An 11,701-nucleotide genomic window follows, 5' to 3' on the forward strand; every position below is an offset into this window, starting at 1 on the left:
GCATGTCGACTTCACTCGCGGACTGGAAAGGCGTTCCGCCGCCCTCGGTTCAACTGATCGAAGGGCGTTTCATTCGCCTGGAAAAACTTGATCCGGCGCGTCACGCCAACGGTTTGTGGAAAGCCCTGGAAGGCCCGGGCTCGGATCCGAAACTTTGGGACTATTTGCCTTATGGTCCTTTCCCGGAGCGCAGCGCATTCAACGACTGGCTGAACAATCACGCGGCCAACAGCGATCCGTATTTTTTCACGGTGATCGACCGCGCTAGCGGCGATGTGCAAGGCATCCTCAGCCTGATGTCGATTGTCCCTTCGCAGGGTCGCATCGAGATCGGCCATGTGACCTTCGGCGCACCGATGCAGCGTTCACCGAAAAGCACCGAGGCGGTTTACCTGCTGGCCAGGGAAGCCTTTGCGCTGGGTTACCGGCGTCTGGAATGGAAGTGCAACAACGGCAACGCTCGCTCCAAGTACGCAGCAGAACGGTTGGGGTTCAGTTTTGAGGGGGTGTTCCGCCAGCACATGGTGGTCAAGGGTCAGAACCGTGACACGGCGTGGTATTCGATTCTGGACTCGGAATGGCCGACGATTCAGGCGGGGTTCGAGCGGTGGTTGAGCGATGAAAACCAGACGGAATCGGGGCAGGCGAAAACGTTGGTGGAGTGCCGGAGCTAAAAGCCTTAACGACAAAAGATCGCAGCCTTCGGCAGCGCCCACAGGCGCGTAGGAGCTGCCGAAGGCTGCGATCTTTTGATCTTTCTTTTTTACACCAACGTCTACACCAGCTTTTGCGCCAACACCGCAATATGCTCCGGCCCGATCCCGCAGCATCCGCCCAAATGGCTGGCCCCCCTCTTCCGCCAGTCAGCCGCCCAAACCAGGTAACCCGGCGGGTCGAGATCGTCGCGCAGCGGGTCCAGACCGTCGTTGGCCGTGGCCTCTTTCGGCTGTGGCGGGAAGGCGTTGGCGTACGCGCCGATGTGAATCTTCACCCCCAGGCGCTCGAAGGTTTCCCGCGCCGCATCAATCGCCGCCCCGATCACTTCCGGCTGGCTGCAGTTGAACAGCAAAGTCTCGACACCCAACTCAGCCGCCACCACAGCGGCCTCAGCCACCGGTTCACCAGAGCGCAAACGCGGCACTTCGTCGGTGTCTTCATCCTTCAAGGTAAACGACAGCCACAACGGTTTGCCGTCCTTCGGCAGCCCGGCATGGATCGCCCGTGCTTCGACGATCGAACTCTGGGTTTCGGCCAGCCACAGATCAACATGAGGCGCCAGGCCATTGACCAGAGGGCTCAACAGTTCAGTCACTCGAGCAGCATCGAACAAGTCCGGGCGGTAGGAGCCAAACAACGGCGGCAATGAGCCGGCCACACGCACCGCTTGGCCCGACGCATCGACTGCACGCCGAGCCAGCTCACCGGCCAACGCCGCAAGGGCCTGGCCTTCAGCGGCGAAGCGCTCCTCGCCAATGTGGAACGGCACCACCGCGTAACTGTTGCTGGTGATCACGTTGGCACCGCTTTCGATATAAGCCGCGTGCACTGCCTCCACGGCTTGTGGCGCCTCGCTCAAGGCCAGCGCCGACCACTCGGGTTGCCTGAACGGCGCCCCTCGGCGTTGCAGTTCACGACCCATGCCACCATCCAGAATTACCGTGCTGCCTGCACCCATATGCTTTTCACTCATAAGCTTATGAAAATAACTCACTACCAGAGTCGTTCTTATAACTATTTAATACGCACCACCCGGTTAATAACAACCTCTTTTTTCAGGGATCCAACTGTGAAACTTCAACCGCTGCTGGCCCTGGGCCTGACGATTCTGGCTGCCTCCACCCAAGCCTTTGCGGGCGCCACTCTGGATCGCATCGAACAAAAGAAAGAACTGGTCGGCGTGTTGATGGAAAGCTATCCACCCTTCTCGTTCCTCAACGATCAAAACCAGCTCGACGGTTTCGACGTCGACGTGGCCAAGGCCGTGGCGAACAAACTGGGCGTCAAGCTGCGCCTCGAAACCCCGTCCTGGGATGTGATCGCCGCCGGCCGCTGGAGCGGGCGTTACGACATCTGCATCTGCTCCATGACCCCGAGCAAGGCCCGCGCCGAAGTCTTCGACTTCCCGGTCGAGTACTACGCCTCCCCCGCCGTGATCGTGGTCAATGCCAAGGACGATAGCATTCACAGCGCCAAGGACCTGAGCGGCAAGAAAGTCGGTCTCACCAGCGCCTCCAGCTATGAAAGCTACCTGAACAAAAACCTGGTGATCGAAGGCGCCGAAGACACTCAATTGCAGTACCCGTTCGAGAACGTGCAGATCGCCCCGTATGACACCGACAACGTCGCGTTCCAGGATCTGGGCCTGGGCGCTGGCGTGCGTCTGGACGCGATCCTCACCAACCTCGTCACCGCGCAACCGCGCCTGAACGAAGACAAGCGCTTCAAGCTCGCTGGCCAGCCGCTGTACTCGGAGCCGAACTCGGTGGCCATCGAAAAAGGCGACGCCCAGTGGGACGCCAAAGTGCGTGAAGTGTTCGCTCAGTTGAAACAGGACGGCACCTTGAGCAAGCTGTCGCAAAAATGGATCGGCGCCGACATCAGCAAATGACTTCTTTCCCCAAACCTCCTCAGCCACCGCAACCGGTGGTTGAGTCATTACTGCGACGGGTCTTCGGCTTCCGTACCCGGCTGTACCTGACCTGGGCGGCGATGTTCGGCTTGTTCGCCAGTTTCTTCCTGAGCTTCGACCTGAAGTTCTCGATCATCCTCGACAAACTGCCGAACCTGATCGGCCTGCACCTGGCGCCCAACGGCTTTCTGCAAGGCGCGGCGCTGACGCTGTTCTTGTGCCTGTGCTCGATTGTGGCTTCGTCGCTGCTGGGCTTCATCACGGCCCTGGCTCGACTGTCGAAAAGCGCCGTGGCGTTCGGCATCGCAAGTTTCTATGCCTCGTTCTTTCGCGGCACGCCGCTGCTCATCCAGATATTGCTGATCTACCTCGGCTTGCCGCAATTGGGCGTCGTGCCCGGCGCGATTGCCGCCGGCATCATCGCCCTGTCGCTGAACTACGGCGCCTACCTGAGCGAAATCTTCCGCGCCGGCATCCTTGGCGTCCCCCATGGCCAACGCGAAGCATCGCTGGCCCTGGGCATGCGCGAAACCGTGATCTTCTGGCGCGTCACCCTGCCCCAGGCCATGCGCGCCATCATCCCGCCCACCACCAACCAGTTCATCTCCATGCTCAAGGACTCATCACTGATCTCGGTGATGGGGGTTTGGGAAGTGATGTTCCTGGCGCAATCGTACGGGCGCTCGAGCTATCGCTATATCGAAATGCTGACGACGGCGGCGATTATTTATTGGCTGATGTCGATTGGACTGGAGCTGATTCAGGCGCGGATGGAACGGCATTATGGGAAGGCGTATTTAAGTCGTAGTTAGCAACGAACAGCCTCGCCAATTTCAAGCGTGCCAGCGGCGAGATCGGCAACAACAGCCGTAATCATGGATTGATCGGGCATTGGTAGATGAGTTTCTAAGTTTTCGCCAATAGAAGCTTCCGGGATTGCTGTAAGGAAAAACATCAGATGGTCGAGTGAAAACGGACGTCGTCGAAGACCACCATTGTTTCGGCTACAACCGACGTCTCTACGCCTTTCGATGCGCCGGGAAACGCCCGGCATCCTGAAACCGGATCGACTTTTAGAGTTTGGCCTCCCTTCAAAAGAGGCTGAACCCGATGTCCAGCAGACACACTTTTCGACCGCAATGCATGGCTCTGACGATTTCCCTCACTCTTGCCCATGCAGGTTCCGCACATGCTCAACAGCCAACCGCCATCCTGCCGTCATTCGCTAATCAAATGACACTGTTCGAGGCATTCATCAACGGTTCAGACACGGTTAAAACGCCGGTAACCAAAACAGAAATAGGTGCTGATGGCATCGCATTGAAACTGAGCGATGCCAACGATCTGATAACCGTCAGCCGACGCGGCCGTTTCGACGGGATCGTTGATGGAGGCGGCGGCACCAACGCTCTGCAACTCGATATCGTGAGCGGTGGCGAACTAGGGGAAAGCCGGAATTTTAACTACCTGCACGTCAATCGAGGTGAGTGGACGCTGACAGGGACAGGTGACTTCTCCGAAGGCGCCATAGTGAAGGAAAAAGCTGCGCTAACTAATCGCGGGCACATTGTCGGCCAAGTTTCGGTTGATAAAAAAGCGACCTTTCGCGGCAATGGGCAAGTTGGCCACTTGTTGGTAGCAGGTCGGCTTGAGGTCAATGCGATGCACGGTGCACCGCGGGTAAGCGGTAACCTTGAGCTGCACGACACTGGCGAACTGGCCTATGAGGTAAATGCCGATGGCCGCAGCGAAACCATTCAGGTTGATGGCACCGCCAACCTTGGCAACGCCACGCTGAACATTGTCGCCGTGCCGGGCGACTATGCGTTGAGCAACCAGTACACCGTTATGAACGCCAGCAACGTCGAAGGTGAGTTCGGCAAGGTTCTCAACAACCTGGCTTTCATGACCCCTGCCATTCAGTACAACGAAAAATCTGTTGGCCTGACTTATGCGCGGAATGAGGTGACTATCGAAAGCCTCGCGAGCAGCGACAATGGACGCGAGTTGGCTAACAGCATCGAAGAACCAATAGAGTCCCCCTCTGCTCAGATGCCATCTGACACGACGAACAACACGATCGCCGCCGTGACTCCAACCGCCACCTCCGAACCATCCATCAGCTCACTGACTCCACCTCTTGCCACAAAAAATGAGGCCTTCGAAGTAGCGTCATCGCCCACTCCCCATCCGACGGTCGTCGCTGCGAAGTCATCCACCACAACCAACGCCGCCATCTCCGCCCTGCTCGGCTCCAACAAAGCCACCGCCATCCTGGCGATCGAACAATTGGCCGGAGGCAGTAATGCCAACCTGGCCAATGCAACCTTGAGTAGCGCCAATTCGGTGAACAGCAGCCTACTCTCGACCATGCGTCAGACGGACAATACCGACTTCAACGGGCAGCACAGAACGCCGAGTTTGGCGGCGGACAGCGAAGCCACTGGCAGGGTCTGGCTACAAGCACTGGGCAACGGCGGCACACTCGATCGCGGCCATGCCAGCAGCGCGCTGCAACATTCCACGGAAGGTCTGGTGCTGGGTGCGGATTGGGCGCTCGATGAGCAATGGCGTGTGGGCATCATCGGCGCAAAATCGCAGACACGCCTGGACGGAAATCATCTGGACGGAGATCTGGACAGTTGGCACTTGGGCGCCTATGCCCTGCGCCAAAGCGGCCCGTTGGCGTTACGTCTGGGCGCAAGTTACGGCAACCACGATGGCAGCACCAAACGGCGAGTGGCGTTCAACAGTTTCAGCGATCGCCTGAAAGGCCGCTACGACGCCCACACTCAGCAAGCCTTTGCGGAGCTGGGTTACAACCTCGGCAGCGGTAGTTTCCACGCCGAGCCCTTTGCCAATCTCGGCTATCAGCGCTACCAGCGTGACAGCTATACCGAGAAAGGTGGAGCGGCGGCATTACAGGTCCATGGGCAAACGCAGGGCAATTTCAGCAGCACATTCGGTCTGCGCCTCGCACAGCTCAATACACTGGATAACGGCATGCAACTGACGCCACGATTCGGCGCCGGCTGGAAACACACCTATGGTGATGTCGACAGCAGGACTCATCAACGACTGGTAACCGGCGGCAGGACTTACACCGTCAAAGGCGCTGCGCTGGATCGCAACAGCCTGCTGGTCGATGCGGGACTGGATCTTGGGGTTTCGGCAAACCATACATTGGGTGTTGGCCTCACTGGCGAGATCGCCAGTGATAGCCGCAACCATGGCGTGACGGGGCAGTGGCGGATGGCGTTCTGACGAAATCACCTCGCCCTCACTGATTCAGCACAGTTCCTCCTGGTGGGAGCGAAGGCCCAAACTCCGGACGAAAAAAAAGGGGAGCACATGCCCCCCCGAGGTTTAAAGCGGTATATCGAGGCTGTTAACTCAGCCTTCGATCTCGATCAGGATCTCGCCCGGGTTCACCCGGTCGCCCTTGGCCACGTGGATGGCGGTGACTTTACCGGTGATGGCCGACTGGACTTCGGTTTCCATCTTCATCGCCTCGGTGATCAGCACGGCCTGGCCGGCTTTCACGGTGTCGCCTTCCTTGACCAGCACATCGACGATGTTGCCCGGCATGGTGGTGCTGACGTGGCCCGGTGCAGTGGCTTGCTTGCGCTTGCTGCTGCCGCCGCTGACGAATTCGTTGAGCGGTTCGAACACCACTTCTTCCGGCATGCCGTCGATGGACAGGTAGAAGTGGCGCTTGCCTTCAGCCTTGACGCCCACACCAGTGATGTCGACGCGGTAGGTTTCGCCGTGAACGTCGATGACGAACTCGGTCGGCACGCCTTCACCACCGGCCGAAGCCACACCGCCCGCTTCCGGAATCGGCAGCAGCACTTCTGGCGTCAGGGTGCCGGCTGCGCGTTCTTCGAGGAACTTGCGGCCGATGTCCGGGAACATGGCGTAGGTCAGCACGTCTTCTTCAGACTTGGCCACGGCGCCGATTTCGGCACGCAGCTTGGTCATCTCCGGCTTGAGCAGATCGGCCGGACGCACGTCGATCACCTCTTCGCTGCCGATGGCTTGACGCCGCAGCTTCTCGTTCACAGTGCCCGGCGCCTTGCCGTAGCCGCCTTGCAGGTAAAGCTTCACTTCGTTGGTGATGGTCTTGTAGCGCTCGCCGGCCAGCACGTTGAAGAACGCCTGGGTGCCGACGATTTGCGAGGTCGGGGTCACCAGCGGCGGGAAGCCGAGGTCTTCGCGAACGCGCGGGATTTCCGCCAGCACTTCGCTCATGCGGTTCAGGGCGCCCTGCTCTTTCAACTGGTTGGCCAGGTTGGAAATCATCCCGCCCGGTACCTGGTTGACCTGCACGCGAGTGTCGACGGCAGTGAACGCGCTTTCGAACTGGTGGTACTTCTTGCGCACGGCGTAGAAGTACAGGCCGATCTCTTGCAGCAATTCCAGGTTCAGGCCGGTGTCGAACTCGCTGCCTTTAAGGGCGGCGACCATCGATTCGGTGCCCGGGTGGCTGGTGCCCCAGGCGAAGCTGGAGATCGCGGTGTCGATATGGTCGGCGCCGTTTTCGATAGCCTTGAGTTGGCACATTGCAGCCAGGCCAGCGGTGTCGTGGGAGTGGATGAACACCGGCAGCGATTGCTCGGCCTTCAGAGCCTTGACCAGTTCACCCGTGGCGTACGGGGTCAGCAGACCGGCCATGTCCTTGATCGCCACCGAGTCGCAGCCCATGGCTTCCATTTGCTTGGCTTGCGCCACGAAAGCCTCGATGGTGTGCACCGGGCTGGTGGTGTAGGCGATGGTGCCCTGGGCGTGTTTGCCAGCAGCCTTCACCGCTTCGATGGCGACTCGCAGGTTACGCACATCGTTCATCGCGTCGAAGATGCGGAACACGTCGATGCCGTTGACCGCGGCCTTGGCGACGAAGGCTTTGACCACGTCGTCGCTGTAATGGCGATAGCCCAGCAGGTTCTGGCCACGCAGGAGCATTTGCAGGCGCGTGTTAGGCAACGCGGCGCGCAGTTGGCGCAGACGCTCCCACGGGTCTTCTTTCAGGAAGCGTACGCAGGCGTCGAAGGTCGCGCCGCCCCAGACTTCCAGCGACCAGTAGCCGACTTTGTCGAGCTTGTCGCAGATCGGCAGCATGTCTTCGGTGCGCATGCGGGTGGCGAGCAGCGATTGATGGGCGTCGCGCAGGATTGTGTCAGTTACATGGATCTTCTTGGACATTGTCATATTCCTCACAGGCCTGCGTGGGCGGCGATGGCGGCGGCGATGGCCAGGGCCAGCTCTTCGGGTTTGCGCTTGATCGAGTAGTTGGTCAGTTCAGGGTGGCTTTCAACGAAGCTGGTGTTGAACTGGCCGCTACGGAATTCCGGGTTACGCAGGATTTCCTGGTAGTACGCGGCGGTGGTCTTGACCCCTTGCAGACGCATGTCGTCGAGGGCTCGCAAGCCACGGTCCATCGCCTCTTCCCAGGTCAGCGCCCAGACCACCAGTTTCAGGCACATCGAATCGTAGAACGGCGGAATGGTGTAGCCGGTATAGATCGCTGTGTCGGTGCGCACGCCGGGACCGCCGGGCGCGTAGTAACGGGTGATCTTGCCGAAGCTCGGGAGGAAGTTGTTTTTCGGGTCTTCGGCGTTGATCCGGAACTGCAGCGCGAAACCGCGGTGCTGGATGTCTTCCTGTTTCACCGAGAGCGGCAAACCGGAGGCGATGCGAATCTGCTCGCGAACGATGTCGATGCCGGTGATTTCTTCGGTGATGGTGTGTTCCACCTGCACCCGGGTGTTCATCTCCATGAAGTACACCTCGCCCTCGGCGAGCAGGAACTCCACGGTACCGGCGTTTTCGTAACCCACGGCCTTGGCTGCACGCACCGACAGGTCGCCAATGTAGGCGCGCTGTTCCGGGGTCAGTTGCGGGCTCGGAGCGATCTCGATCAGCTTCTGGTTGCGACGCTGGATCGAGCAGTCACGCTCGAACAGGTGCACCACGTTGCCGAAGCTGTCGCCGAGGATCTGCGCTTCGATGTGTTTCGGGTTTACGATGCATTTTTCCAGGAACACTTCCGCCGAACCGAAAGCCTTGGTGGCTTCGGAAATCACTCGCGGAAAGGCTTGTTCGAGTTCTTCGCGACTGTTGCAACGACGAATGCCGCGGCCGCCACCACCGGAGGTAGCCTTGAGCATCACCGGGTAACCGATGCGATCGCCTTCGGTCAGGGCCTCTTCGATGCCCGACACGTTGCCTTCGGTGCCCGGTGTAACCGGCACGCCGGCCTTGATCATGCTGCGGCGCGCTTCGGTCTTGTCGCCCATGCGGCGAATGACTTCCGCCGACGGGCCGATGAATTTGATTCCGCGTTCGGCGCAGATGTCCGCCAGCTCGGCATTTTCCGAAAGAAAGCCGTAGCCGGGGTGCAACGCATCGCAACCGGTTTCCACCGCCAGGTTCACCAGCTTGCGCGGGTTCAGGTAGCCGGCCAGTGGCTCGGCACCGATGCTGTGGGCCTCGTCCGCACGCTTCACATGCAAAGCATGACGGTCGGCGTCGGAATAGATCGCGACCGAGCGAATGCCCATCTCGGCGCAGGCGCGCACGATTCGTACGGCAATCTCACCACGGTTGGCAATCAGGATCTTTTTTATCACTTGGAGGTTCCCTTGAGCCGGTGGCACCCACGACCCGATTAGACAGGTCGACGCGTGACCAAATGTTTCAATTCAGTCGCAGCTCCACACTAGCGCTCGCAAGGGATTAACAAAAATGAATAATAATTGGGTCAGGCATAAGCAAAGACTTATAGTTGAGTCATCGGCCTTCGCTCAGGATTTATAGAAAATGCGTAAGTCATTGATGCGTATGACATTGCGTCAATTGCAGATCTTCAATGAGGTGTGCGATTTAAGGTCCTACAGCCGCGCTGCCGACGAAATGTCTCTCACACAACCTGCCGTGAGCCTACAGATTCGTCAACTCGAAGAGCTGATCGGTCAGCCCTTGTTCGATTACGTCGGCAAAAAGCTCTACATGACCGAGGCGGCCGAAGCGCTGCAGCGCGCCAGCCGGGACATTTTCGGCCGCCTGGAAAACCTCGATATGCAGCTGTCGGACATGCAAGGCTCATTGCAAGGTCAGTTGAAACTGGCGGTGGAGTCCAGCGCCAAGTACTTCGTGCCGCACCTGTTTGCCGCGTTCAAACGCCAGCACCCGGAAGTGAACCTGCACCTGACGGTGGTCAACCGCGGCCAGGTTATCCGGCGCCTGTCGGATAACCGTGACGATCTGGTGATCATGTCGATGGTCCCACAGGACATGGGGCTGGAATTCCTGCCGTTCCTCAATAACCCGATTGTAGCCGTGGCGCCGCCGGATCATCCGCTGTGCCACATGGGTCCGTTGCGCCTGCAGGATCTGGAACCCTACACGCTGCTGTTGCGCGAACCCGGTTCCGGCACGCGACTGGCCTGTGAGGAGTATTTCAAAGAGAAGCGCGTGCACTTCACCCAGACCCAGGAGGTCGCCTCGGCGGAAGCTCAGCGTGAATGCGTGCTGGCGGGTCTGGGCCTGGCGCTGTTGACGCGCCATGCCCTGAACCTTGAGTTGGCGACCGGTGGCCTGATTGAGCTGCCGGTCGAAGAGCTGCCGCTGCTGCGTAGTTGGTGCCTGGTGCAGGCGAAGGCCAAACGGCTATCGCCGGTGGCTCACGCATTCCTTGCGTTTATTCGCAGCGAACGGGCACAAATCAGCGCGCTGGTTGAGCGTTTCGACGGGAAGTTACCGGCGCTGCCTGCCAGTAGTTGAGTTCGAGGTCGTCGGGAAATTCGCCGATTTCGGCCAGAAGCTGGCGGCGTTCGCAACGATCTTCGATGGCGCGGCGAAATTCCATGCGGCGCTGATCTTCTTGCTGACGACGGGTTTTGACGGCGCTGTTGCGTTCTTCGTAGGGCTGGGCCATTTCGAGTCTCCCAAGGCGAGTACGGGAGTTTCAAGATAGGCGCGAGGGATGACGGTTTGGCGGCGGGAGGGTTACAGAACGATGAAACTCACTGGCTGACCGCGAACCTGTGGCGAGGGAGCTTGCTCCCGCTGGGTCGCAAAGCAGCCCTAAGATTTTGCGACTGCTGCGCAGCCGAGCGGGAGCAAGCTCCCTCGCCACAATTCCAGCCAGAATCAATCGTCCAGCGCTTTTACTGACTTTGGCGACAATCGCAAGCTGCGAAGGCTGCGCTTGACGCTTTTCAAGTGATTGACCAGGCTCGGCCCACGAGCCATGGCCACGCCCATCGCCAACACATCGATCACTACCAGATGCGCAATACGCGACGTCAGTGGCGTGTAGATTTCAGTGTCTTCGTGCACATCGATCGCCAGGTTGACGGTCGACAGCTCGGCCAACGGTGTCTGGCTCGGGCACAGAGTGATCAGCGAGGCGCCGCTTTCGCGCACCAGGTTGGCGGTGATCAACAGGTCTTTTGAACGACCGGACTGGGAAATGCAGATCGCCACATCGGTCGGCTTCAAGGTCACTGCCGACATCGCCTGCATATGCGGGTCGGAATACGCCGCCGCGGTCAGCAGCAAACGGAAGAATTTGTGCTGGGCATCCGCCGCTACCGCACCGGACGCGCCGAAGCCGTAGAACTCGACACGCTGGGCCTGGGACATCGCGGTCACGGCTTTCTGCAACGCTACCGGGTCAAGTTTCTCGCGAACTTCCATCAGGGTGTGCAGGGTAGTGTCGAAGATTTTCAGACTGTAGTCGGCAACCGAATCGTCTTCATGGATCGCGAATTGCCCGAAGCTCGCGCCGGCCGCCAGACTCTGCGCCAGTTTCAGCTTCAGATCCTGGAACCCGGAGCAACCGATGGCGCGGCAAAAACGCACGATGGTCGGCTCGCTGATGCCCACGCTGTGGGCCAGGTCGGCCATGGAACTGTGCATCACCGCCGCAGGATCAAGCAGCACGTGGTCGGCGACCTTGAGCTCCGACTTGCGTAACAGGTGGCGTGACTGGGCGATGTGTTGCAGCAGATTCAAGGGGCTGGACTCTTTGTTATTGGCAGTTGCCGGGGATGTAGCACGCTTGTAGTT

Annotated in this window: 10 protein-coding genes; 5 read left to right on the forward strand and 5 right to left on the reverse strand. The window is 59.4% G+C overall.

The features are described from left to right. Positions 1–2 precede the first annotated feature (2 nt). Entirely contained in the window at positions 3–674 is a 672-nt protein-coding gene (locus ACEN9A_RS29695) for a GNAT family N-acetyltransferase (protein WP_019651295.1), read from the forward strand. A gap of 101 nt (positions 675–775) precedes the next feature. Here ACEN9A_RS29695 and ACEN9A_RS29700 read toward each other — a convergent pair whose 3' ends face one another. Then, on the reverse strand, positions 776–1,675 hold the full coding sequence (locus tag ACEN9A_RS29700) for a homocysteine S-methyltransferase family protein (RefSeq protein WP_258671696.1): 900 nt from the start codon (positions 1,673–1,675) through the stop codon (positions 776–778). A 111-nt stretch (positions 1,676–1,786) separates the two neighbouring features. On the opposite strand from ACEN9A_RS29700, the gene ACEN9A_RS29705 reads away from it, so the two are divergent. The 3 genes from ACEN9A_RS29705 (at position 1,787) to ACEN9A_RS29715 (ending at position 5,893) form a co-directional block, all read left to right on the forward strand. Continuing rightward, positions 1,787–2,608 carry an ABC transporter substrate-binding protein gene (locus ACEN9A_RS29705; protein WP_019651293.1) on the forward strand — a complete coding sequence of 274 codons (822 nt, stop codon included), beginning with the start codon at positions 1,787–1,789 and terminating at the stop codon, positions 2,606–2,608. Next, positions 2,605–3,441, forward strand: a complete 837-nt coding sequence (locus ACEN9A_RS29710; RefSeq protein ID WP_019651292.1) for an amino acid ABC transporter permease — start codon at positions 2,605–2,607, stop codon at positions 3,439–3,441. The genes ACEN9A_RS29705 and ACEN9A_RS29710 overlap by 4 nt, the downstream gene beginning before the upstream one ends. Before the next feature lie 298 nt (positions 3,442–3,739). After that, on the forward strand, positions 3,740–5,893 hold the full coding sequence (locus ACEN9A_RS29715; protein ID WP_258671697.1) for an autotransporter outer membrane beta-barrel domain-containing protein: 2,154 nt from the start codon (positions 3,740–3,742) through the stop codon (positions 5,891–5,893). Positions 5,894–6,022: 129 nt separating this feature from the next. On the opposite strand, the gene oadA is transcribed toward ACEN9A_RS29715, so the two are convergent. Then, positions 6,023–7,831, reverse strand: coding sequence for a sodium-extruding oxaloacetate decarboxylase subunit alpha (gene oadA / locus ACEN9A_RS29720; protein WP_019651290.1), 1,809 nt, complete (start codon positions 7,829–7,831; stop codon positions 6,023–6,025). An 11-nt stretch (positions 7,832–7,842) separates the two neighbouring features. Then, positions 7,843–9,258: an acetyl-CoA carboxylase biotin carboxylase subunit gene (locus ACEN9A_RS29725; protein ID WP_007896523.1), complete on the reverse strand. Its 1,416-nt coding sequence runs from the start codon at positions 9,256–9,258 to the stop codon at positions 7,843–7,845. Between the two features lie 190 nt (positions 9,259–9,448). Between ACEN9A_RS29725 and ACEN9A_RS29730 the strand changes: the two genes are divergently transcribed. Then, positions 9,449–10,411 (forward strand): LysR family transcriptional regulator, encoded by a 963-nt coding sequence (locus ACEN9A_RS29730; RefSeq protein ID WP_019651289.1) that lies wholly within the window; start codon positions 9,449–9,451, stop codon positions 10,409–10,411. Here ACEN9A_RS29730 and ACEN9A_RS29735 read toward each other — a convergent pair. Together ACEN9A_RS29735 and hexR are read right to left on the reverse strand one after the other, a co-directional pair. Next, positions 10,353–10,565 carry a PA3496 family putative envelope integrity protein gene (locus ACEN9A_RS29735; RefSeq protein WP_026346042.1) on the reverse strand — a complete coding sequence of 71 codons (213 nt, stop codon included), beginning with the start codon at positions 10,563–10,565 and terminating at the stop codon, positions 10,353–10,355. The genes ACEN9A_RS29730 and ACEN9A_RS29735 overlap by 59 nt on opposite strands. A gap of 215 nt (positions 10,566–10,780) precedes the next feature. Beyond that, on the reverse strand, positions 10,781–11,647 hold the full coding sequence (gene hexR / locus ACEN9A_RS29740; RefSeq protein ID WP_003187110.1) for a transcriptional regulator HexR: 867 nt from the start codon (positions 11,645–11,647) through the stop codon (positions 10,781–10,783). Positions 11,648–11,701 lie beyond the last annotated feature (54 nt).

It is taken from the genome of Pseudomonas sp. Pseusp18 (genome assembly GCF_059506005.1).

Bases quoted from the DNA above. Each gene is read 5' to 3' on its own strand.
- ACEN9A_RS29695 (WP_019651295.1), top strand. From the start codon at position 3: ATGTCGACTTCACTCGCGGACTGGAAAGGCGTTCCGCCGCCCTCGGTT.
- ACEN9A_RS29700 (WP_258671696.1), bottom strand. From the start codon at position 1,675: ATGGGTGCAGGCAGCACGGTAATTCTGGATGGTGGCATGGGTCGTGAA.
- ACEN9A_RS29710 (WP_019651292.1), top strand. From the start codon at position 2,605: ATGACTTCTTTCCCCAAACCTCCTCAGCCACCGCAACCGGTGGTTGAG.
- ACEN9A_RS29715 (WP_258671697.1), top strand. From the start codon at position 3,740: ATGTCCAGCAGACACACTTTTCGACCGCAATGCATGGCTCTGACGATT.
- oadA (WP_019651290.1), bottom strand. From the start codon at position 7,831: ATGTCCAAGAAGATCCATGTAACTGACACAATCCTGCGCGACGCCCAT.
- ACEN9A_RS29730 (WP_019651289.1), top strand. From the start codon at position 9,449: ATGCGTAAGTCATTGATGCGTATGACATTGCGTCAATTGCAGATCTTC.
- ACEN9A_RS29735 (WP_026346042.1), bottom strand. From the start codon at position 10,565: ATGGCCCAGCCCTACGAAGAACGCAACAGCGCCGTCAAAACCCGTCGT.